The following is a 21,426-nucleotide window of genomic DNA, read 5'->3' as shown; positions in this document are numbered from 1 at the left end:
AATAAATACACTATCTCAAAGCGCGGAGACAGCCAAATGAGACGCACATTTTGCGCAGGCGTGGATATGCTTGTGTGATTCATCAGCCACTATCAGCCACCTTCAGCCAGCGCGCGGAGTCGCCATGACCGATTTGTCGAGCGGAACCACCCAGCTTCTTTCCATCGCGAAGGGCCGCGAGGACGTCGATCCCGCGGAAACCGCCGAGTGGCTGGAGGCGCTCGATGCCGTGGTCGAGCACGTCGGCCGGGAGCGTGCTCAATATCTGTTCGACCGACTCGCGGAACATGCGCTGTCGGTGGGCGTGGAATCGGCACGGGCGCGTGCGACGCCTTACGCCAACACCATTCCCGTCGCGCAGCAGCCGCCTTATCCGGGCAAGCTCGACACCGAGGAGCGGCTCGCCGCCGTGCTGCGCTGGAACGCCCTGGCGATGGTCGTGCGCGCGAACCGGGCCTACGGCGAACTCGGCGGCCATATCGCCAGCTATGCATCGGCGGCGGATCTGTTCGAAGTGGGCTTCAATCATTTCTTCCGTGCGGCCGGTGCGAATCACGGCGGCGATCTCGTGTATTTCCAGCCGCATTCGTCGCCGGGCGTGTATGCGCGCGCGTTTCTCGAAGGCTTCCTCGACGAGGAACACCTGAAGCACTACCGGCGCGAGATCGCGGGTCCGGGCCTGTGTTCCTATCCGCATCCGTGGCTGATGCCCGACTTCTGGCAGTTCCCGACCGGTTCCATGGGCATCGGGCCGATCAACTCGATCTACCAGGCCAGGTTCATGCGTTACTTGCAGAACCGCAACCTGCAAGTCACCGAAGGCCGCAAGGTGTGGGGCTTCTTCGGCGACGGCGAGATGGACGAGCCGGAATCGATCGGCGCGCTGTCGCTCGCGGCGCGCGAGCAGCTCGACAACCTGGTGTTCGTCATCAACTGCAACTTGCAGCGGCTCGATGGTCCCGTGCGCAGCAACGGCCGCATCGTCGATGAACTCGAAGCGCAGTTCACCGGCGCGGGCTGGAACGTCATCAAGGTGCTGTGGGGCTCGGACTGGGACGGGTTGTTCGCGCGCGATCGCAACAACGCGCTGCTGCGCGCCTTTGCGCATACCGTCGACGGTCAGTTCCAGACCTTCTCGGCCAACGACGGCCGCTACAACCGCGAACGTTTCTTCGGCCAGAACCCGGAGCTGGCGGCGCTGGCCGCGCATCTGTCGGACGAGGACATCGACCGCCTGCGCCGCGGCGGCCACGACGTGCGCAAGCTGCACGCGGCCTACGCGAAGGCACTGGCGCACAAGGGCCAGCCGACCGTGATCCTCGCCAAGACCATGAAGGGTTTCGGCATGGGCGCGGTGGGACAGGGCCGCATGACGACGCATCAGCAAAAGAAGCTCGATCTCGACGACCTGAAGGCGTTTCGCGACCGTTTCCGCCTGCCGCTGTCGGACGAGGACGTCGAGCACGTGAAGTTCTACAAACCCGCCGCCGATGCCCCGGAAATGCGCTATCTGCACGAACGGCGCGCGGCGCTGGGCGGTTATCTGCCGCGCCGCCGCGCGAAGTCTTCACAGGGCGTGACGCCGCCCGCGCTGGCGAGCTGGGGGCAATTCGCGCTGACTGCCGCCGGCAAGGAAATGTCCACGACGATGGCCTTCGTGCGGATGCTCGGCAGCCTGCTGAAAGATCCGGCGCTCGGGCCGCGCGTGGTGCCGGTGGTCGCCGACGAGGCCCGCACCTTCGGCATGGCCAACCTCTTCAGGCAGGTGGGCATCTATTCGCCGCTCGGCCAGTTGTACGAGCCGGAAGACATGGGCTCGATGCTCTATTACCGCGAGGACACGCGCGGCCAGATTCTCGAGGAGGGCATTTCGGAGGCGGGCGCGGTGTCGTCGTGGATCGCGGCGGCGACGTCCTACAGCGTGCACGACCTGCCGATGCTGCCGTTCTACATCTACTACTCGATGTTCGGCTTCCAGCGCATCGGCGACCTGATTTTTGCGGCGGCGGACCAGCGTTCGCGCGGCTTCCTGATCGGCGCGACGGCGGGGCGCACGACGCTCGGCGGCGAAGGTTTGCAGCATCAGGACGGCACGAGCCATCTGAGCGCATCGACGATCCCGAACTGCCGCGCCTACGATCCCGCGTTCGCGTACGAGGTGGCGGCCATCGTCGATGAAGGCATGCAGGAGATGATGGAGCGGCAGAACGACGTGTTCTATTACGTCACGGTGACCAACGAGAATTACGCGCAGCCCTCCGCGCCCGGCGGCGCGCTGAGCGATGCCACGCGTCAGGGCATCCTGCGCGGCATGCATCGGCTCGGCGACGCTGCGGAGAGCGCGGCGCAGGTGCAATTGCTCGGCTCGGGCGCAATCCTGAATGAAGCGCTCGCGGCGCGCGCGATGCTCGCGGAGGACTGGAACATCGAAGCCGCCGTGTGGAGCGTGACGAGCTACACCGAACTGCATCGTGACGGCGCGGCATACGAGCGTCTCGCGCGCCTGGGCGACGATGACGCGCCCGAGCCGTTCGCTACCCGCGCGCTTCAAGGCACGTGCGGACCGGTGATCGCAGCGACGGACTATGTCCGCGCGCTGCCCGAACTCATTCGCGCCTATGTGCCGCGCCGCTATGTGACGCTCGGCGCCGACGGCTTCGGCCGCAGCGACACGCGGCAGGCGCTGCGCGCGTTCTTCGAGGTGGACCGCGTGTCGATCGTGCTGGCCGCGTTGAAGGCGCTCGTGGATGACGGCGTGATCGAACGCTCGGTGCTCAAGGATGCGCGCGCGCGTTACGGCCAGAGCGGCGAGGCTTCCGGCGCGCCCTGGACGCGTTAGGCGTCGCGCTGCGCGGCGGCGAGCAGGTCGCGTACTTCGTCGTCGCTGGTCTGGTCGAAGTCGGCGTAGAACTGGCCTACACCGAAGAAGGCATGCGGCCGGAGCACGCAGACGAACTCGTGCACCACGCGCTCTATTCGCGCATCCGAATCGAGCGGCGCCACCGGCAGCGCCGCGACGATCCGCGCAGGATGCGCGCGCCGCAACGACATGGCCGCGGCCTTGAGGGTCGCGCCGGTGGCCATGCCATCGTCGACGAGAATCGCCACGCGGCCGCTCACGTCGAGCGGCGGACGTGCGCCTCGATACAGCCGGTCGCGCCGCCGCAACTCGGCGCGTTCTTCGGCGATCACGCGATCGAGTTGTTCTTGCGACACGCCCGCGTAATCCACGATGCTCCGGTCCAGAAAGAACGCGTCTCCCGAAGCGATCGCGCCCATGGCGAGTTCCGGCTGGGCCGGCACGCCGAGCTTGCGGACGACGAGGATGTCGAGCGGTGTAGCCAGCGCGCGGGCCACCTCGAACGCGACCGGTACGCCGCCGCGCGGGAGCGCGAGAACGACGACGTCGTCACGATGCGCGTAACGACGGAGATGCGTCGCGAGGTCGCGGCCGGCGTGCCTTCGGTTGTCGAATGTCGAGTCCATTCCGGGTGCCTCTCGAAGCTTGTCCCGCGTCTTCAGGATACTCGCGGGTCAAGGCGGGCGAGCGGTTTCCTCGTCGGCTTGCAATTGCCCTTCATTCGCCTTCATGCTGAAAAGAAGAGCACGAAATCGGTGCGCGGCATGCGACATGAAAGAGCATTGCACCAAATTCGAGCTATACCGATTGCTCGTTCGCGGCGCACGCTGCACCACCCTATTCGCCGGTGAACAACGGCCACGCACCGTTTCGATGCCGCATGCGCCAACTTGGCCCGGAACTTGCAATTTGAGCGCCTTTCGTCATTCGACCGCTCCGACATGCAGGCACTTCAGTCCGGTACCAACACACTTTTCCTGCTGCTTGGCGCCGCGATGGTGCTTGCGATGCACGCGGGCTTTGCGTTCCTCGAACTCGGCACGGTCCGCCGCGAAAACCAGGTGAACGCGCTGGTCAAGATCCTCGTGGACTTTGCCGTTTCGACGCTCGCGTACTTCTTCATCGGCTACAACATCGCGTACGGCGTGCAGTTCATGCATAGCGCCGATATCCTCGCCGAGCACAACGGCTATGCGCTCGTGCGCTTCTTCTTCCTGCTGACCTTCGCGGCCGCGATTCCGGCGATCGTCTCCGGCGGCATCGCCGAGCGCTCCAAGTTCAATCCGCAACTCTTCGCGACTTTCGTGATCGTCGGCTTCCTGTATCCGCTGCTCGAAGGCGTTGCGTGGAACGAGCGCTTCGGCATCCAGGCCTGGCTCGCGCAGGCCTTCGGCGCGCCGTTTCACGACTTCGCGGGTTCAGTGGTCGTGCACGCGTTCGGCGGCTGGGTCGCGCTGCCAGCCGTCGTGCTGCTCGGGCCACGTCATGGGCGTTATCACAAGGACGGGCGCATCGCCGCGCATCCGCCCTCGTCGATTCCCTTCCTCGCTTTGGGCGCATGGGTGCTGGCGGTCGGCTGGTTCGGCTTCAACGTGATGAGCGCGCAGACCGTCGACAAGATCAGCGGCCTCGTCGCGGTCAACTCGCTGATGGCGATGGTCGGCGGCACACTTGCCGCCTGGTTCGCGGGCCGCAACGATCCGGGCTTCACCTATAACGGACCGCTCGCGGGCCTGGTCGCGGTGTGCGCGGGCTCGGACCTGATGCATCCGCTCGGCGCGCTGATCGTGGGCGCGGTCGCGGGCGTGCTGTTCGTGCAGATGTTCACGTGCGTGCAGAACCGCTGGCGTATCGACGATGTGCTCGGCGTATGGCCGCTGCACGGCATGTGCGGCGCGTGGGGCGGCATCGCCGCGGGCATCTTCGGGCAGAAGGCGTTCGGCGGCATCGGCGGGGTGTCGATCATCTCGCAGCTGATCGGCACGGTGGGCGCGGTGGCGCTCGCGCTGGCCGGCGGCGCGGCCGTCTATGGCGCGATCAAGCTGACCGTGGGATTGCGGCTGGATCGTGAGGAGGAGTTCAACGGCGCCGATCTGGCCATCCATCGCATCTCGGCGACCCCGGAGCGGGATCTGGCGGGCTGACTGGCCTTTGCAGCCTTTGCAGCCTCTGCGCGTGTGACGCGACGCAACACCGGCGCGCCGATTGACGGGCCTTGGGCATTGACAGAGAATGCCCCGCCCGGCGTCTTTCAGGATCTTGTCCCGTCTCGAGCGCGCGCCGGTTACGATATACCGGTCGACATCCCCGGAGGCGCGACGCTTGGACTCCACCGAGACCGCGACATACGATCTGCCGCTGCCCGCACGCAACTTCGCTTCCACGCGAAAGATGCTGCTGCTCGTGCTGGCCACGTCGATCGTCCTTCCGCTTGCATGCCTGGCCCTGTACGGCTACTACGACCTGCAGCGCCGCTTCTCCGACGCGGAAGACTTCACCGAGCGCCTGACGCGCGTGGCGGACGAACATGCGCTGAAGGTCATCGACCTGAACCAGCAACTCGAAACCCGCATCGTCGATCTGCTCGGCGACAGCAACGACGACGCCATCCGTGGCCGCGAGGCCTCGCTCCATCACACGCTCGACGAGATGGACAGCACGCTCGCGCAGATCGCGGCCATCTCCGTGTTCGGCGAGCATGGCAACCTGCTCGTGAACAGCCGGTATTTTCCGGCGCCGCCCGTCTCGATTGCCGAGCGCGACGACTTCCAGTCCGCGCGCTCCGTGGCGCCCGTTACGTACTTCTCCTTGCCCTTGCGCGGCAAGGTGGCGCGTTCGGATGTCTTCACCACGACCATGGGCCGCATTGCCAGCAACGGGCGCTTCCTCGGCGTGGTTTCGATTGCGGTGAAGCGGGGCTATTTCGTCGACTTCTATCACGAGCTGGTCGGCGGCGATCAGGCGGCCGTGGTGGGCCTGTACCGGCGCGACGGCGGCATTCTCGCGCGCTATCCCGCCAAGCCCGACGACGCCGAGCCCGCCGCCAACACACCCTTTACGAACGCCTTCCGCAATAACGAGCTGTATGGCCGCCTGCGCGTGCAGTCGAGCGTCGATCACGTCGAGCGGCTGCTGGCCTTCCGGCGCGTGGGCGACTATCCGCTCTATGTCGCGGTGGGCTATGCGGTCTCCGCGATCTACGCGAACTGGCTCAACGGCCTGGCGCTCGCGGCGGCGGTCGCGCTGGTGCCGTGCATTGCCGTGTGGCTGCTGATCCTGTTCTCCATTCGCCGCCTGAACGCCGAACAGGCCGCATGGGAACGCTGGCGCGCGGAAGTGGCCACGCGGCTGTCCATCGAGGCGTCGAGCCGTCAGTTGCGCCGCATGGGTGCGCTCGGCAACCTCGTCGCCAACGTCGCGCACGACTTCAATAACCTGCTGATGGTGGTGTCGTCGAACATGGAGCTGGCGCGGCGCAAGCATTTCAACGGCGTCGAGCCGGAGGTGCTGGCGGTGGAGCGCGCCACCGCCGGCGCGGAATCGCTGGCGCGGCGTCTGATGAGCGTCGCGCGCAAGCAGCCGCTCAAGCAGGAACTGATCGAACCGGCGGCCTGGCTGCGCAACCTGCTCGGCCTCGTGAAGACTTCGGTGCATCCGTCGGTATCGGTGACGCTCGAACTGTCGCCCGATTTGTGGAGCGTGTCGGCCGATCCGGTGGAACTCGAACTGGCGCTCGTGAATGTCGCGGTCAACGCCAGCGAGGCGATGCCGCATGGCGGACGCGTGCTGATCCGCTGCCAGAACGCGCGGGTGCGGGGCGCCGAAACCGATATCCCCGATGGCGAGTATCTGCTGGTGTCGATCACGGACAACGGCGAAGGCATGAACGAGCAGACGCTGCGGCGCGCCTTCGAGCCGCTCTTCACGACGAAAGTGCGCGGCATGGGCACGGGCCTGGGTCTGGTGCAGGTGCTGGCAGCCTGCGAACAGGCCGGGGGCACGGCGCGCATTACCAGCGTGGCGGGATCGGGCACGACGGTTCGACTGTATCTGCCGCGCCATCACGGACCGGCGCCGGTTACGTCGAAGGCCTACATGCCGCCGGAGACCGAGATCGAACCGCTGCTGCCTGCCGCGCGCTCGACCACCGACGCCAACGACGAGGCCCATCCGCTGCGCGGCACCTCGGTGCTGCTGGTCGAGGACAACCAGGATGTAGCGGCGGGCGTGATGGCCGTACTCGAAGTGTTCGGCTGCGCGGTGCATCACGAAGACAGCGCCGATGGCGCTTTCACGCTGCTGGGCGAGGGCTACGGCTTCGATCTCGTGCTCACCGACGTGCAGATGCCGGGCCGCATGAACGGCATCGACCTGGCCGAGCAGATCACGAAGCGGCTGCCGGCGCAGAAGCTGATCCTGATGACCGGTTACGCCGACGAACTCGAACGCGCGAAACACCTCGGCGTGCCGATTCTCGCGAAGCCGTTCGACATGGACGATCTGCTTGAGCTGATCGCGCCGGGCGTGGCGCACTGAAGCGTTCAGCCTTTGTTGTGACTCTGAACCGAGCGAGCGCCGACCAGGGGATTGAATCCGGCCCGCTTCGGTGAGGATGTGGTTTTCCTGGCCGGGCGTGCCGGCGAGCGCGTGCTGTTGCCGCTCAACTGGCTCAGGAGATCTTCGTCATCAGGCGCATTGTCGGCTTGGGGTGCGGCTGACGACGCGCCGGCGAGATGCTCGACCACCGAGATGAAGTCCTTGCGCGCCGTTTTGAGCGCGCGCCCGGGCATCATCACGATGACCACCGCTTCCTGCACGCTATGGCCATCCACTGTGCGCAGCGTGCCGTCCTCGTTCCAGTCGATCCCACTCTCCGCGTACGCCGCAACGAGATGATGCAGCACGGCGGGCGACATCACGCCGGCGTCATAGAGCCCGACGATCTGCCGCTCCGCAAGCGCGAACAGGCTGCCCGGCCCGCGTTTGGGTTCGGGCTTGGGCTTGGGCCTGCGCGCGGCCATTTACTGCGGCTTCCCGGCGGGCGCGATGCGCCACACGGCGTTGCCGACGTCATCGGCGACGAGCAGGCCGCCCGCATGATCCACCGCGACACCCACAGGCCGTCCGCGCGCATGCCCATCCGACGACAGAAAGCCGGTGAGGATGTCTTCCGGCGGTCCCGAAGGCTTGCCGTCCTGGAAGGGCACGAAGACGACCTTGTAGCCGCTGCGTGGCTTGCGGTTCCACGAGCCATGCTGGCCGATGAACGCGCCATCGCGATAGCGCTCGGGGAAGGCGCTGCCGTCGTAGAACGTCAGCCCGAGCGATGCGGTATGCGCGCCGACCGCGTAATCAGGGAGTATCGCGGACTGCACGAGATCCGCGCGATGCGGCTTCACGCGGTCATCGACATGCTGGCCGTAATAGCTATAGGGCCAGCCATAGAAGGCGCCGTCCTTCACCGAGGTGAGATAGTCGGGCACGAGCTCGTTGCCCAGTTCGTCGCGTTCGTTCACGACCGTCCACAGCGCGCCGCTCTGCGGCTGCCATGACATGCCGTTCGGATTGCGTAGGCCGGTGGCGAACGGCCGCGACTGCCTGGTCGCGATGTCCACTTCCATGATCTGCGCCCGGCCGTTCTCGGCATCGATGCCGTTCTCCGCCGCGTTGCTGTTCGAGCCGACGGTCACATAGAGCTTCTTGCCGTCGCGGCTCGCAATGATGTTCTTGGTCCAGTGATGATTGATCTCGCCGGCGGGCAGGTCCATGAACTTCTCGCCCGGCGTGGTGATCTGCGTCATGCCGGGCTCGTACTTGAAGCGCATGATCGCGTCGGTGTCCGCGACATAGAGTTCGTCGCCGATGAGCGCCATGCCGAACGGCGAATGCAGCTTGTCGATGAACACGCTCCGGGTGTCGGCGACGCCGTCGCCGTCGGTATCGCGCAGCAGCACGATGCGGTCCGGACTCGCGACGCCTGCCCCCGCGCGCTTCTGCACCTTCTTCATCACGAAGCCCTTGATGCCGGCGTTTTCGTCGTGCTGCGCGGGCGCATTGCTTTCCGCGACCAGCACGTCGCCATTCGGCAGCGTGGCGAGCCAGCGCGGATGATCGAGCTTCGTCGCGAACGCGGTCACCTGGAAGCCTTGCGCCGCTTCTGGCTTTTCTCCCGCTTGCCACGGTTTGGCCGGCGCGATGTTCACGGTCGGCATCAAGCTTTTGTGAGGCGCGGGCAATTCCGGATCGGGGCCGAAGCCGGCGGCGTAGTCTGCGGCGAAGGCGTTGCCGCACGCGAGCATCGAGAGGCTGGCGGCAACGCGCAAGAATTGTTTTGATGGTTTTTTCAAGCTTGACTCCCGAGGTTTGACGAGCGCGCGTTATCCGTCTTTCACTCAGCCGCCGCCAATGCCCTGCGTCACCTTGCCGGTGCCGCCGCAAGTGGCGCAGTCCGAACCGTCGAGCTTGCCGGAGCCGTTGCAGTCCGGACACAGATCCTCGCCTGAGCCGGGCGCGCCGGCTTCGGCTTCGTCGCCGGGATTGAGAGGAGGTTGCTGGGCCATCGCCGTCTCCTTGACTGAACGTGTGCGGGCGGCATTGCTCGCGCATGACACGTGCACAGCGAGCAAGTCACGTTCCTCGTCATGTGCGGGTATGCGCGATGCTGCACACTGTGAGCGGTCTTCGGGCCGCACTGAATATTCAGTCAACGCGCAGGAGGGCTCTATGAGCGACAAGCAGAAGCAGATGGGCAATCAGCCGTCGGACCCGACACAGCGTCAACATGGCCAGCAGACGCCGCCGCCCGCACAACCCCAGCAGGACAATCAAAGCGGTCAGCGTCAGCAGAACCAGCCGTTGCCGCAGCATCAGGGTGGTCAGCGTCAGCCGTGAGTGGTTCGAGGCGCGCGGTCACGTACGACACGGGGCCGCGCGCGTCAGGGCTTGCGTCCGAAGGCCTCGCGCAGCCGCTTCTTCGCGCGCTCCAGCGTACTCTTGCGCGACTTCGGCAGATTGCGTCCCGCACGATTGATATAGAAGTTCAGCATCGACATCGCTGATTGAAAGGGCGATCCCTTGCGGCGTGTGCTGTGCGCGGAGGACCGCTTGAGCGAATCCGCGATTTCCTGCGCATTGCCGGTCTTGAAGATGTCGCGCTGGATATCCATCGCGTCGCTTGTCTCCATGACGTGATGCGACCAGCGGTGGGTCGAGCGCGCGGGCTTCTTGCGGGCAGTGGCAAGCGAATGACGCTGCCGCGTGCTCGGGCGCTTGCTCCCGCTCGACTTGCGCCGCGGCGTCTTCGACGATTTTCCGGCGGTGGCCATGTGATGTTCCCTGTTCCTGTTCCTGTTCGTCGCGTCAGCCCTGCGCGATGCGCCGCGCCTGGTCGAGCGTGAGCGGTTCGCGCATCGCTTCGGCGAGCCGGCATACGGCGGCATCGTGTTCGCAGGCCACCACCGCGCCCACTTGCGCGTCCTTCATCAGGAAGGCAATGAAGTGCTGGGCGTCGAGTTCGCCGTCTATCTCTACACTGTCCGGCTCGGCCACATGCCCGAGATAGTCGAAGGTCTTGTCGTAGTGGAAGGTCCAGAAATACGGCACGCCGCCATACTCGCGCGACTGCCCCGCCATGTTGTAAGCGGCGACGCGCGCATGCTGCTGCGCGACGCGCCAGTGTTCGATACGCACGGATTGCCCCGAGCGCGGCAGCGGAAACTGCGCGATATCGCCGGCGGCATAAAGGTTGGGCGCGGCGAGCATGGCGGTATCGACGGAGAGGCTGCCGTCCTCGTTGCGCGCAACGCCCGACAGAAACTGGGTCGCGGGCTCGACGCCGGTTCCCGCGATGACGATGTCGGCCGCAATCTTCTCGCCGGAATCGAGCATCACTTCGCGCACCGCATTGCCGCCGACGAGCGAACTCACGCGTGCGTTCATGTGAAACGCCACGCCGTTCTTCTCATGCAGCTTCCTGAACATGTCGCCGATGCGTTCGCCGAACTGCTTCGCGAAGGGCACCTTGCCGGGGGCGACCACCGTCACGTCGATGCCGCGCTTCCTCAGGCACGACGCCGCTTCGAGTCCGATGAAACTCGCGCCCACGATCACCGCGCGCTTGCGTCCTTCGAGCGAGGCCAGGATGGCGCGTGCATCCTCGCGCGTGCGCAGCAAGTGGACATGTTCAAGATTCGCGCCGGGCATCGCCAGCGGCTTGGGCATGCCGCCCGTGCAAATGAGCGCGGCGTCATAGTCGAGTTTCTTGCCGTCGACGAAATCGGCGTGCCGCGCGTGGGCGTCCAGATGCATGACGTCCGACTCGATCCGCTCGATGTCATGCTTCTCGAAGAAATCCGCGTCGAGCAGGGGCGGCACGTCGTCCGGCGGCATGTCGCCCGCGAGCGTGAACTTGCTCAGCGACGTGCGATCGTAAGGCTCGCGCGCGTCGCCGCCGGCGAGGACCACGCGGCCGTCGAAGCCTGCCTCGCGCAGCGCGGCGCATGCAGCGGCGCCGGCCGCACCCGCGCCGACCACAAGCATGGTCCGCGCATTGGTCTGCGCTTTCGACTCAGTCTCGCCGCTGTCCATAGCGGGCAGTGCAACATGGACATCGCCGTCGCTTACCGTGACTTCATAGCGCGTCAGCGCCTTGAGCGCAGGCGGTTCGACGAGACTGCCGTCGCGCACGTCGAACGTGCCCTTGTGCCACGGACAGACGATACGGCCGTTGCAGATGGCGCCTTCGTCGAGCGGCCCGCCCGCATGCGGACATTCGGCGGTATAGGCGCGGATCTGATCGCCGTCGCGCACGAGCAGAATGGGGGTTTCCTTCGCGTCAGGCCCGCTTCCCTTGATGCACACGCGTGTGCCGCGCTCGGCAGACACGTCCGCGACACGCGCAACCTTATGCTGAATGGGGGACATCGCACTCTCCGGTAGCTTTGAGCATCAAAGCACGTTTTGCGTCTGGAGAGCGCGGAGCAATTCGCGGACCGCGCAGGTCTGTTACAGCGCGTCGGTCACCGCGCGCAGGAACTGCCGTGTGCGCTCATGCTGCGGCGCAGAGAAGAACTGCTGCGGCGGCGCCTGTTCGATGATCTTGCCTTGCGAGAAAAAGCACACGCGATCGGCGAATTCCTTCGCGAAGCCCATCTGGTGCGTGACCATCAACATGGTCAGATTGTGCTCTTCGCCCAAGCGGCGGATCACGTTGAGCACTTCGCCGCAGAGTTCGGGATCGAGCGCCGAGGTCACTTCGTCGAACAACATGACCTGCGGTCGCATGGCGAGCGCGCGTGCAATCGCGACGCGCTGTTGCTGACCGCCCGATAACTGCGACGGATAGTGATCGTTCTTGTCGGCGAGTCCGACCAGCGAGAGCAGTTCGCGGGCGCGTTCGGTGGCTTCCTTCTTCGAGAGACCGAGCACGCTCATGGGCGCTTCGATGGTGTTGGCGAGCGCGGTCATGTGTGGAAACAGATTGAAGCTCTGAAACACCATGCCGATCTTGCTGCGCACCTGCCGCACATGGCGCGGCGAAGCAGCCACGAGCGCGCCGCCGCGCCGCTCGTGCGTGAGCGGCTCGCCGTCCACTTCGATGACGCCGTCGGTGAGCGGATCGAGCGTCATCAACACGCGCAGCAGCGTGGACTTGCCCGAGCCGCTCGGCCCGATGATCGCGACTTTCTCGTTGCGCGCGACATCGAGATCAAGACCATCGAGGACGGTCAGCGCGCCATAGCGTTTGGTCACGTTGCGAAAGCGCACCATCGGGACGTTCGCGCGGGCATCGGCGGCCGCGCCAAGCGCGGGATCGAGATCTCGTTTCATCTGCTGCTCCTGAAGATGAGTTGCGGTCATGGCAACCTCACGCGCCGTTCCAGATGACGCACGCCCGAGGCAAACGTCACGCTGATGATGAGGAAGAAGATCCCGGTCATCGTGATCGGTTCGAGATAGCGGAAGGTTTCGGAGCCGAGGTTCTTGGCTTGCTGCATGAGTTCGACCACCGTGATGGCCGACAGCACCGGCGTGTCCTTGAACATGGCCACCAGGTAGTTGCCGAGCGCGGGGATCACCGGACGAATCGCTTGCGGCAGGATCACGCCGGTATAGGTGCGCCACGGCGAAAGAGACAGCGCACACGAGGCTTCCCATTGGCCGCGCGCCACGCCGTTGAGGCCCGCGCGATAGACCTCGGACACATAGCACGCGTAATGCACCGCGATGCCGATGGTGCCTGCCGTCAGCGCTGACATCGTGAGCCCGTAGAGCGGCGCGACGTAAAAGAGTATGTACACCTGGATCAGCAGCGGCGTGCTGCGGATGAACTCGATGAACAGCGCGGTGGGCCGCGACACGGCGGCGATCTCGCTGCGCCGCAGGATCGCGAGTACGAGGCCCAGCACGAGGGCGATGGCGAAGCCGACCAGCGTGATGCCGATGGTATAGGTGGCCGCGCGCGCCAGTTCAGGCAGGATCTGCAACGCGTACTTGATATCGAAGAGTTGTCCGAGCGCGCTCATGATGCCGCTCCCGGAAGCGTGCGCGCCGGCTTGCGAACGGCGACATGACTGCTGACGCGGCGCTCGAAGCTGCGCATCACCGCGACGATGACCTGCGCAAGCACGAAGTAGATGAGCAGCGTGAGGCCGAAGATCTCGGCTGTCTTGAAGGTTGCTTCGTCGAGCTGGCGCGCGCGGAAGGTCAGGTCCGACAGCGTGATCAGCGAGACGAGCGAGGTTCCCTTGAGCAACTCGATCATCAGGTTGGTGGCGGGCGGCAGCGCGTTGATCATCGCTTGCGGCAGGATGATGCGACGCAGCCGCGCCGCTGCCGGCAGGTTCAGCGCGAGCGCCGCTTCGTACTGGCCCCCGGGAACCGAGCGCAGCGCGCCGCGCAGGATCTCCGAGCCATACGCGCCGTAGTGCAGCCCCAGCCCGACGACAGCCACCGTGAACGGCGTCAGCTTCAGGTCGAAGGGCGGCAGCGGCAGCACGAAGAACAGCCAGAACAGCTGCACCAGCAGCGAGGTGCCGCGAAACACTTCCACGTAGGCATTGCCGGCCCACCGCACGACGCGATAGGGCGCGGCGCGCAGCGTGGTAGCGACGCTTGCCATGACGACGGCAAGCAGGATGCTGATCACGGCAATCTGCATCGTGACGAGCGTGCCCTTCCACATCAGGGGCAAGAGCTCTTTGAGGTCACTCATGACGATGGTCCTCGCGAGTGGATGAAACGCTGGGAATGGCCGCAGCCCGACGAGACGCGCTTCAGCCCGCGCACAACTCCGGTGCCTTCTTCGTCGTCAGGTTGGACTTGTCGAAACCGAACGGCGCCACGGTCTTCAGATGATCGTCCGTCCCGAGCCATTGATGCAGCTCCTTGTTGACGGCATCGCGCAGGTCGGTGTCTTCAGGACGGAAGGCAAGCGCGCCATAGCCCGTATGCTTCGGATCGTCGTTGAACTGGCTCACCGCTTCGACTTGCGGCCCGCCTTTCGATGCCAGGCCCTTCATGGTCAGCGATGTGCCCACGGCGGCATCGGCGCGACGTGCGCGCACGGCCTGCAATTGCGCGGTCGTGTCCGGAACCTGGAGGATCTGATCGTCCTTGATGCCGGCCTGACGCGCATAACCCAGTTCAGCGGTGCCGGCCATGATCGCGAGCTTCGTGTCGGGCTGTTTCGCGACATCGGCATAGCTGTGCAGCTTCTTCGGATTGTCCTTCATCGTCAGCAGCGTGTCGGGAATCTGGTATTGCGGATCGGCGAATGCAACCTGCTTGCAGCGCTCCGGCGTGATGTACATGCCCGCTGCGATGACGTCGAAGCGGCCGGCCTTGAGGCCCGGAATCAAGGCGCCCCATTCGGTCAGGACCGCATCGACTTTCTTCACACCGAGTTTGGCGAAGATCTTCTTCGCGATCTCGGGCGACTCGCCGGTCACGGTGCCATCGGCGGTCGTGTAGGCAAAGGGCGTTTCGTTGGCGTAGCCGATGCGCACCTCGCCCGTGCGCTGAATGCGCTGCAAGGTGGTTTCCGCGCTTGCGCTCGTGGCAACGGAGGCAAGGACAGTTGCCGCAACACACGCCGCTGCCAGCAATCCAGACAGTCGCTTCGTCTTCATATCGTTTCCGTAGTGTGGTTCGTCAAGCGTGGTCGGAGATGGGCATTCATGTGGGCGTTCGTGGAAACCCTTGCCGCAGAGGTCTCTATAGAAATACGCCGCACAGCCACCAACGCAGAATACAAAGCCATATATTTGTTCCGATTGCTCTAGGACAATTATTTTCGGGTGCGCTTTTGCGCCACTATGGCGCATGACGGTGCTTTCCAACCCGGATATGAGGAACCGCGTGTGAACGAACGATGGCGCGACGCCGTGCGCACGGTGCAGGGCGTGCAGTCCAAGTACAAGCGGCTGGTGAAGGCGATGGCCGCCGATATCGAAAGCGGTGTGCTGGCATCGGGCGAACGTCTGCCGCCGCAGCGCGAAGTCGCCGCTGATCTTTCAATCAGCGTGCAGACCGTGACCAATGCCTATAAGGAACTGGAGCGCCAGGGCCTGATCCGTTGCGAAGTGGGGCGCGGCAGCTTTGTTGCGGCGCGCGTGACCGAGACCATGTCCAACTATATGCTCGATACCGCCGAGCGCTCGGTGGTCGACTTCTCGATTGCGCGCATCGTGCATACCCCCGAGCATGATGCGATGTGGCGCAAGGTCTGCGCAACGCTCTCGACCATCGAGGACCAGCCGTGGATACGCGCGTTCCGGCCTATCGCTGGCTTCGAGAATCATCGCCAGGCGGGCGTGGAATGGCTTGCATCGCTCAACATGCCGGCACACGTCGACACCTTGCTGGTCACGAACGGCGTGGCGCACAGCATCTTCCTGGCGCTGGCCTCGATTGTCGGTCCCGGCGACACGGTCCTCTGCGAAAGCCTTACGGATCACGGCGTGATCGGTTCGGCCAACGTGCTGGGGTTCACGCTGAAGGGGCTTGAACTGGACGAACACGGCATCCGTCCCGAGCACTTCGAGGAGATGTGCGACAGCGAGCGCGTGAGCGCGCTGGTCTGCACGCCGACGCTCAATAATCCCACCGTCGCGATGATGCCGGATTCACGCCGCCGCGCCATTGCGCGGATTGCCGAGCGCTATGGCGTGTACGTGATCGAGGACGATGTCTACGGCGCCCTGCCCGCGAAGACGCAGACGCCCATCGCGAGCCTGATTCCGGAGCTGGCGTTCTATTGCACGAGCATGACGAAATCGGTGCTGAGCGGGCTGCGCACGGGTTTCATGACCGTGCCGCGCCGGCTGGCGCTGCGTGCGGAGAGCGTGTTGCGCGTGAGTTGCTGGATGGCGACCTCGCCGATTGCCGAAGTCACCGCGCGCTGGATCACGGACGGCACGGCGGCGCGGCTCGTGCAGATTCAGCGCGAACGTCTGGCGGCGCGGCAGGGCGTGGTGCGCGACGTGCTCGGCGATTACGTGCTGGGCAGTCATCCGAATGCATTGTCCGTGTGGCTGCGCGTGCCCGACGAATGGGAGGCGGAACGCATCACGCGTGAATTGCGCAATCGCAATATCGCGGTGACGTCGCCCGATCCGTTCCTCGTGCGCGGCGCGGTGCGGCCCAACGCGGTGCGGCTGTGCGTGGGCGCGGAAGTGGGCGAGAGCACGTTCCGCACGGCCGTCGAGACGATGCGCGAGGTGTTCGGCCAGTTCCCGCACGTGCACGACTTCAACTAAATGAACTAGGACAATCAAAAACGATTTTTTAGGACATTAGACTGGTTTGCATCGAAGCTCGCCATGCAAGCCGGATTCACATGTCCTCACTCACGCTCGCCGATATCTACCGCGCTCGCCAACGCATTGAAGGGCGGGCGATCGTCACGCCGCTGGTGCATTCGCTGAGCTTGTCGCGCGTCGCGGGGGTGCCGGTTCATCTGAAGCTCGAAACCTTGCAACCCACCGGCAGCTTCAAGCTGCGTGGCGCGACCAATGCAGTGGCGCAGGTGGCTGAAGCAGGCGGCACGCGCGTCGTTACCGCTTCAACGGGCAATCATGGCCGTGCCGTCGCGCATGCCGCACGCGAACTCGGCATGGAAGCCGCCGTATGCATGTCGTCGCTCGTGCCGAACAACAAGGTCGAAGCCGTTGCCGCGCTCGGCGCGCGTGTCGTGATCTCGGGCAAGAGCCAGGACGACGCGCAACGCGAAGCGCAACGTCTGGTGCGCGAGGAAGGCTACGTGTTCGTGCCGCCTTTCGACGATCCGCGCGTGATTGCCGGGCAAGCCACCATCGGACTTGAAATTCTCGAGGCTTTGCCCGATGCGGCGAGCATCGTCGTGCCGCTGTCGGGCGGCGGCTTGTTCAGCGGTGTCGCCTTCGCAGCAAAGAGCATTCGACCGGAAGCGAAACTGATCGGTGTCTCGATGGAGCGCGGTGCAGCCATGCATGCGAGCCTCGCCGCGGGCGAACCGGTCTTCGTCGATGAACTCGACACGCTCGCCGATTCGCTGGGCGGCGGCATCGGCCTGGATAACCGCCATACCTTTGCGATGACGCGCGCGTTGATCGATGAAGTCGTGCTGCTCGACGAGATGTCGATTGCGCGCGGCATCGTCCATGCCTACCGCGAGGAACGGCTGGTCGTGGAGGGCGCGGCGGCTGTCGGCATCGCGGCATTGCTCGACGGCGTGGTGCCCGTGCGGAGTGGACCTATCGTCATCGTGGTGAGCGGCAGCAACATCGATATCGAAACGCATCGCCGTCTGATTGGAGCCGCCTGAATCATGTCTTCCATCGATCGATCCACCGTGCTGCTAGGCCAGGCGCAATTGCGCCAGCTCGTGCCGCTCGATCTCGCCGCCATCGAGCAGGTCGAAGCCGCGTTCCGTTCGCTTGCCACGGAAGCAGTTGCGATGCCGCCCATCCTGCGCCTCGACATTCCCGAGCATGCCGGCGAAGTCGATGTGAAGACCGCTTATCTGCCGCGCTTTTCGAGCTTTGCGATCAAGGTGAGTCCGGGCTTCTTCAACAATCCGTCGCTCGGGCTCGCGAGTCTCAATGGCCTGATGCTGGTGTTGTCCGCGCACACGGGTCTCACGGAAGCCGTGCTGCTCGACAACGGTTATCTCACTGCCGTGCGCACCGCTGCGGCGGGCGCGGTGGCCACGCGCTGGCTGGCGCGCCGTGATGCGAAGCGCGTGGCGATCATCGGCGCGGGTGAACAGGCGCGTCTGCAATTGCAGGCCTTGCGCATGGTTCGCGAAATCGAGCATGTGACCGTGTGGGCGCGCGATGCGGCCAGCGCCGGGCGCTTCGCACGAGATTGCGCGGACCTGCCCTGCGAGGTCGCGGGCAGCGTGCACGACGCGCTGAAGCACGCGGATATCGCCGTCACCACGACGCCGTCCCGCGAGCCTTTGATTCATGCGCGCGATCTTCATCCTGGTCTGCACATCACCGCGATGGGCTCGGATGCCGAGCACAAGAAAGAACTCGCGCCGGACGTGTTCGCGCACGCGCGCTACGTCTGCGACCGCTTGCAGCAGGTGCGTGTGCTGGGCGAACTGCATCACGCGATCGAGGCGGGCGTAGTCGGCGCGGATGCAGACTTCGCGGAACTGGGGCAGGTGATCGCGCAACAGGCGCCCGGCCGCACGAACGACGACGAAGTGACCGTGTGCGACCTGACCGGCACGGGCGCGCAGGACACGGCGATCGCGACGCTTGCGCTGCAACGCGCGCGTGCGTCGCATGCAGGGACCATTTTCCACAACGATGTGACCGCTTGACAGAGGGGACGATGTCCGAGATCACGCAAGAGAAGCAAGGCACGGCGCCCGTGGTACGCCTGCCGTTCGAGCGCAGCGAATATGACGCGCGCATCGCGAAGACGCGGCGCGCGATGGAGCAGGCCGGTATCGACCTGCTGATCGTGACCGACCCAACCAACATGGGCTGGCTCACCGGCTACGACGGCTGGTCGTTCTACGTGCATCAGTGTGTGCTGCTGGCGATGGACGGCGAACCCGTGTGGTACGGGCGCGGCCAGGATGCGAACGGCGCGAAGCGCACGGTGTTCATGGCGCACGAGAATATCGTCGGCTATCCGGATCACTACGTGCAATCGACCGTGCGCCATCCAATGGACTACCTGTGCGCCGAAGTCATCGCCGCGCGCGGTTGGGACGGCAAGCGCATCGGCGTGGAGATGGACAACTACTACTTCAGCGCGAAGGCCTATGCGTCGCTGACGCAGCACTTGCCGAAGGCACGCTTCGTCGATGCCACCGCGCTCGTCAACTGGCAACGCGCGGTGAAGTCGGCGCGCGAGATCGAATATATGCGGGTGGCGGCGCGCATCGTCGAGAAGATGCATGCGCGCATTCTCGATGCGGTCGAGCCCGGCATGAAAAAGAGCGATCTCGTCGCGCAGATTTATGAAGCGGGCATCACGGGTGTCGAAGGACATGGCGGCGACTATCCGGCAATCGTGCCGCTGCTGCCCACCGGATCGGACGCGGCGGCGCCGCATCTGACCTGGGACGACTCAGTGTTCACCGCGAACGCCGGAACCTTCTTCGAGATCGCCGGCTGCTTCAGGCGCTATCACTGCCCGCTCTCGCGCACGGTGTATCTGGGCCGCCCGCCGCAGCATTTCATCGAAGGCGAGAAGGCGGTGGTGGAAGGGATCGAAGCGGGCCTTGCCATGGCGAAGCCGGGCAATCGGACCGAGGACATCGCCAATGCGTTCTTCGCGGTGTTGAAGCGTTTCGGCATCGAGAAGGACAGCCGCTGCGGCTATCCGATCGGCGCGAGTTATCCGCCCGACTGGGGCGAGCGCACCATGAGCCTGCGTCCCGGGGACAAGACCGTCCTCGAACCCGGCATGACGTTCCACTTCATGCCGGGGCTGTGGCTCGACGACTGGGGCCTCGAAATCACGGAGAGCATCCTGATTACGGACACCGGCGTCGAGACCTTCTGCAACACGCCTCGCAAACTGTTCGTGAAGGAGTAGCCGATGCGCGCGTCACCGATCAGCCCGACCGTCGATTTCGACGCCGACGGCGTGCAGCACGGCTTCCTCAAGCTGCCGTATTCGCGCGACGATTCCGCATGGGGCGCGGTGATGATTCCCGTCACCGTGATCCGTCGCGGCGACGGGCCCACCGCACTGCTCACGGGCGGCAATCACGGCGACGAGTACGAAGGTCCGATTGCGCTGGCGAAGCTTGCATCGACGCTGCGCGCGCAGGACGTGAACGGCCGCGTGATCATCGTGCCGTTCATGAACTACCCGGCGTTTCGCGCCGGTACGCGCACGTCACCGGTCGATGCGGGCAACCTGAATCGCAGTTTTCCCGGCAAGCCCGACGGCACGGTGACGGAGAAGGTCGCGGATTACTTCCAGCGTCATCTGCTGCCGCTCGCCGATTTCGTGCTCGACATTCATGCAGGCGGACGCACGCTCGACTTTCTGCCGTTTGCGGCCATTCACGTGCTGAACGACGCAACCCAGCAAGCGCGTTGCGAAGCCGCGATGCGGGCGTTCGGCGCGCCTTACTCGATGCGCATGCTCGAACTCGACAGCATCGGCCTGTATGACAGTGCCGCCGAGGATGCGGGCAAGGTGTTCGTGTCCACTGAACTGGGCGGCGGCGGGACGTCCACGGCGAAGAGCGTGGCTATCGCCGAGCGCGGCGTGCATGGCTTTCTTGCTTATGCGGGCATCGTCGAGAAAGCGCCGGCGCAGGCGGACACCACGACGCTGCTCGACATGCCCGATGGCTCCTGCTACACGACCAGCGAACACAGCGGCCTGCTTGAAATGTGCCGCGATCTCGGCGAGCCGGTGAAGGCGGGTGACGTGCTCGCGCGCGTGCATGACATCGCGCGGACCGGCGCGGCGCCGTTCGAATACCGGGCGAAGCGCGACGGCCTGCTCGCGGCGCGTCACTTCCCGGGCCTCGTGCAGACCGGCGACACCGTGGCGGTGGTTGCGGATGTGATCGAGCGCAATCTTCCTGCGGGTCTGACTTGATCAAGCTCGACCGCTACGACCTCGCCATCCTGCGCATCCTCGCGCGGGATGGCCGCATTACCAAGTCGCGCCTGGCGGAAGAGGTCAGCCTGTCGATCTCGCCCGCATGGGAACGCGTGAAGAAGCTCGAGGAGAGCGGTCTCGTGCGTGGCTATCGCGCGGACATCGATTGGGCCGCGGCTTTCAAGGGCAGCCGGATCGTCGTTGAAGTGACGCTGTCGCGGCATACGGCGCAGGACATGCGGCGCTTCGAGGAGCGCGTCAATGCCGCACCGGAGATCGTGCAGTGCTATGCGACCGGGGGCGGCGTGGACTATGTGCTGCATGTCGTGTCGCGTGACATCGATCACTATCAGCGCTTCATCGACTCGCTGCTCGTCGAGGAACTCGGCATCGAAAGGTACTTCACGTATATCGTCACCAAGGTAGTCAAGAACAACGCGGAAGGTCCGCCGGACTGGGCCGACGACATCCTTTGACCGACGCACGCGGATAACTTCAGG

At 65.0% G+C, this 21,426-nt stretch carries 20 protein-coding genes; 10 read left to right on the top strand and 10 right to left on the bottom strand.

Annotated elements, in window-relative coordinates:
* The first annotated feature begins 124 nt into the window (after positions 1–124).
* Positions 125–2,839, top strand: coding sequence for an alpha-ketoglutarate dehydrogenase (gene mdeB, locus QCE88_RS37105; protein ID WP_309910608.1), 2,715 nt, complete (start codon positions 125–127; stop codon positions 2,837–2,839).
* On the opposite strand, the gene QCE88_RS37100 is transcribed toward mdeB, so the two are convergent.
* Positions 2,836–3,486, bottom strand: a complete 651-nt coding sequence (locus QCE88_RS37100) for a phosphoribosyltransferase (protein WP_309910607.1) — start codon at positions 3,484–3,486, stop codon at positions 2,836–2,838. The genes mdeB and QCE88_RS37100 overlap by 4 nt on opposite strands.
* A 315-nt stretch (positions 3,487–3,801) precedes the next feature.
* On the opposite strand from QCE88_RS37100, the gene QCE88_RS37095 reads away from it, so the two are divergent.
* Positions 3,802–5,004, top strand: a complete 1,203-nt coding sequence (locus QCE88_RS37095) for an ammonium transporter (RefSeq protein WP_309910605.1) — start codon at positions 3,802–3,804, stop codon at positions 5,002–5,004.
* A 178-nt stretch (positions 5,005–5,182) separates the two neighbouring features.
* A complete protein-coding gene (locus QCE88_RS37090; protein ID WP_309910604.1) occupies positions 5,183–7,396 on the top strand; it encodes an ATP-binding protein in 2,214 nt (737 codons plus the stop codon).
* 5 nt (positions 7,397–7,401) lie between these two features.
* Here the strand turns inward: QCE88_RS37090 and QCE88_RS37085 are convergent, their stop codons facing one another.
* From QCE88_RS37085 to QCE88_RS37075, 3 genes are all read right to left on the bottom strand, one after another.
* Complete coding sequence (locus tag QCE88_RS37085; protein ID WP_309910603.1) at positions 7,402–7,881, bottom strand: hypothetical protein; 480 nt, start codon at positions 7,879–7,881, stop codon at positions 7,402–7,404.
* Positions 7,882–9,159, bottom strand: coding sequence for a sorbosone dehydrogenase family protein (locus QCE88_RS37080; RefSeq protein WP_309911036.1), 1,278 nt, complete (start codon positions 9,157–9,159; stop codon positions 7,882–7,884).
* 93 nt (positions 9,160–9,252) lie between these two features.
* Positions 9,253–9,420, bottom strand: coding sequence for a hypothetical protein (locus QCE88_RS37075; RefSeq protein WP_309910601.1), 168 nt, complete (start codon positions 9,418–9,420; stop codon positions 9,253–9,255).
* A gap of 163 nt (positions 9,421–9,583) precedes the next feature.
* On the opposite strand from QCE88_RS37075, the gene QCE88_RS37070 reads away from it, so the two are divergent.
* The gene (locus QCE88_RS37070; protein WP_309838226.1) at positions 9,584–9,751 is read left to right on the top strand and encodes a hypothetical protein; all 168 of its coding nucleotides are present in this window, start codon (positions 9,584–9,586) and stop codon (positions 9,749–9,751) included.
* A gap of 44 nt (positions 9,752–9,795) precedes the next feature.
* On the opposite strand, the gene QCE88_RS37065 is transcribed toward QCE88_RS37070, so the two are convergent.
* The 6 genes from QCE88_RS37065 to ehuB form a co-directional block, all read right to left on the bottom strand.
* Positions 9,796–10,185, bottom strand: coding sequence for a DUF3175 domain-containing protein (locus QCE88_RS37065; protein ID WP_309910600.1), 390 nt, complete (start codon positions 10,183–10,185; stop codon positions 9,796–9,798).
* Between the two features lie 34 nt (positions 10,186–10,219).
* On the bottom strand, positions 10,220–11,782 hold the full coding sequence (locus QCE88_RS37060) for an FAD-dependent oxidoreductase (RefSeq protein ID WP_309910599.1): 1,563 nt from the start codon (positions 11,780–11,782) through the stop codon (positions 10,220–10,222).
* An 81-nt stretch (positions 11,783–11,863) separates the two neighbouring features.
* Complete coding sequence (gene ehuA / locus QCE88_RS37055) at positions 11,864–12,688, bottom strand: ectoine/hydroxyectoine ABC transporter ATP-binding protein EhuA (protein WP_309910598.1); 825 nt, start codon at positions 12,686–12,688, stop codon at positions 11,864–11,866.
* Between the two features lie 26 nt (positions 12,689–12,714).
* On the bottom strand, positions 12,715–13,383 hold the full coding sequence (gene ehuD, locus QCE88_RS37050; RefSeq protein ID WP_309910596.1) for an ectoine/hydroxyectoine ABC transporter permease subunit EhuD: 669 nt from the start codon (positions 13,381–13,383) through the stop codon (positions 12,715–12,717).
* The gene (gene ehuC, locus QCE88_RS37045) at positions 13,380–14,072 is read right to left on the bottom strand and encodes an ectoine/hydroxyectoine ABC transporter permease subunit EhuC (RefSeq protein WP_309910594.1); all 693 of its coding nucleotides are present in this window, start codon (positions 14,070–14,072) and stop codon (positions 13,380–13,382) included. Before ehuC ends, ehuD begins: the two co-directional genes overlap by 4 nt.
* Before the next feature lie 61 nt (positions 14,073–14,133).
* Positions 14,134–14,988, bottom strand: a complete 855-nt coding sequence (gene ehuB, locus QCE88_RS37040; RefSeq protein WP_309910593.1) for an ectoine/hydroxyectoine ABC transporter substrate-binding protein EhuB — start codon at positions 14,986–14,988, stop codon at positions 14,134–14,136.
* 186 nt (positions 14,989–15,174) lie between these two features.
* Between ehuB and QCE88_RS37035 the strand changes: the two genes are divergently transcribed.
* The 6 genes from QCE88_RS37035 to QCE88_RS37010 all read left to right on the top strand — a co-directional run bounded on the left by QCE88_RS37035 (position 15,175) and on the right by QCE88_RS37010 (position 21,402).
* Positions 15,175–16,617 (top strand): PLP-dependent aminotransferase family protein, encoded by a 1,443-nt coding sequence (locus tag QCE88_RS37035; RefSeq protein WP_409018283.1) that lies wholly within the window; start codon positions 15,175–15,177, stop codon positions 16,615–16,617.
* An 80-nt stretch (positions 16,618–16,697) separates the two neighbouring features.
* Positions 16,698–17,663 (top strand): hydroxyectoine utilization dehydratase EutB, encoded by a 966-nt coding sequence (eutB, locus tag QCE88_RS37030; RefSeq protein ID WP_309910591.1) that lies wholly within the window; start codon positions 16,698–16,700, stop codon positions 17,661–17,663.
* Positions 17,664–17,666: 3 nt separating this feature from the next.
* Positions 17,667–18,671, top strand: a complete 1,005-nt coding sequence (locus QCE88_RS37025) for a cyclodeaminase (protein ID WP_309910590.1) — start codon at positions 17,667–17,669, stop codon at positions 18,669–18,671.
* A gap of 11 nt (positions 18,672–18,682) precedes the next feature.
* Positions 18,683–19,900: an ectoine hydrolase DoeA gene (doeA, locus tag QCE88_RS37020; protein ID WP_309910589.1), complete on the top strand. Its 1,218-nt coding sequence runs from the start codon at positions 18,683–18,685 to the stop codon at positions 19,898–19,900.
* Positions 19,901–19,903: 3 nt separating this feature from the next.
* Positions 19,904–20,923, top strand: a complete 1,020-nt coding sequence (gene doeB, locus QCE88_RS37015; RefSeq protein ID WP_309910588.1) for a N(2)-acetyl-L-2,4-diaminobutanoate deacetylase DoeB — start codon at positions 19,904–19,906, stop codon at positions 20,921–20,923.
* Positions 20,920–21,402: an Lrp/AsnC family transcriptional regulator gene (locus QCE88_RS37010; protein ID WP_309910587.1), complete on the top strand. Its 483-nt coding sequence runs from the start codon at positions 20,920–20,922 to the stop codon at positions 21,400–21,402. The genes doeB and QCE88_RS37010 overlap by 4 nt, the downstream gene beginning before the upstream one ends.
* Positions 21,403–21,426 lie beyond the last annotated feature (24 nt).

This window comes from Caballeronia sp. LZ035, from assembly GCF_031451175.1.
Classification (GTDB): Bacteria; Pseudomonadota; Gammaproteobacteria; order Burkholderiales; family Burkholderiaceae; genus Caballeronia.
This window is presented reverse-complemented; position numbering and strand designations above follow the sequence as displayed.

Coding starts and splice junctions, on each gene's coding strand:
- QCE88_RS37060 (WP_309910599.1), bottom strand. CDS start 11,782: ATGTCCCCCATTCAGCATAAGGTTGCGCGTGTCGCGGACGTGTCTGCC.
- doeB (WP_309910588.1), top strand. CDS start 19,904: ATGCGCGCGTCACCGATCAGCCCGACCGTCGATTTCGACGCCGACGGC.
- QCE88_RS37085 (WP_309910603.1), bottom strand. CDS start 7,881: ATGGCCGCGCGCAGGCCCAAGCCCAAGCCCGAACCCAAACGCGGGCCG.
- ehuD (WP_309910596.1), bottom strand. CDS start 13,383: ATGAGCGCGCTCGGACAACTCTTCGATATCAAGTACGCGTTGCAGATC.
- QCE88_RS37075 (WP_309910601.1), bottom strand. CDS start 9,420: ATGGCCCAGCAACCTCCTCTCAATCCCGGCGACGAAGCCGAAGCCGGC.
- QCE88_RS37080 (WP_309911036.1), bottom strand. CDS start 9,159: ATGCTCGCGTGCGGCAACGCCTTCGCCGCAGACTACGCCGCCGGCTTC.
- QCE88_RS37065 (WP_309910600.1), bottom strand. CDS start 10,185: ATGGCCACCGCCGGAAAATCGTCGAAGACGCCGCGGCGCAAGTCGAGC.
- eutB (WP_309910591.1), top strand. CDS start 16,698: ATGTCCTCACTCACGCTCGCCGATATCTACCGCGCTCGCCAACGCATT.
- ehuA (WP_309910598.1), bottom strand. CDS start 12,688: ATGAAACGAGATCTCGATCCCGCGCTTGGCGCGGCCGCCGATGCCCGC.
- QCE88_RS37035 (WP_409018283.1), top strand. CDS start 15,175: ATGGCGCATGACGGTGCTTTCCAACCCGGATATGAGGAACCGCGTGTG.
- QCE88_RS37100 (WP_309910607.1), bottom strand. CDS start 3,486: ATGGACTCGACATTCGACAACCGAAGGCACGCCGGCCGCGACCTCGCG.
- QCE88_RS37095 (WP_309910605.1), top strand. CDS start 3,802: ATGCAGGCACTTCAGTCCGGTACCAACACACTTTTCCTGCTGCTTGGC.
- mdeB (WP_309910608.1), top strand. CDS start 125: ATGACCGATTTGTCGAGCGGAACCACCCAGCTTCTTTCCATCGCGAAG.
- QCE88_RS37070 (WP_309838226.1), top strand. CDS start 9,584: ATGAGCGACAAGCAGAAGCAGATGGGCAATCAGCCGTCGGACCCGACA.
- doeA (WP_309910589.1), top strand. CDS start 18,683: ATGTCCGAGATCACGCAAGAGAAGCAAGGCACGGCGCCCGTGGTACGC.
- ehuB (WP_309910593.1), bottom strand. CDS start 14,988: ATGAAGACGAAGCGACTGTCTGGATTGCTGGCAGCGGCGTGTGTTGCG.
- QCE88_RS37025 (WP_309910590.1), top strand. CDS start 17,667: ATGTCTTCCATCGATCGATCCACCGTGCTGCTAGGCCAGGCGCAATTG.
- ehuC (WP_309910594.1), bottom strand. CDS start 14,072: ATGAGTGACCTCAAAGAGCTCTTGCCCCTGATGTGGAAGGGCACGCTC.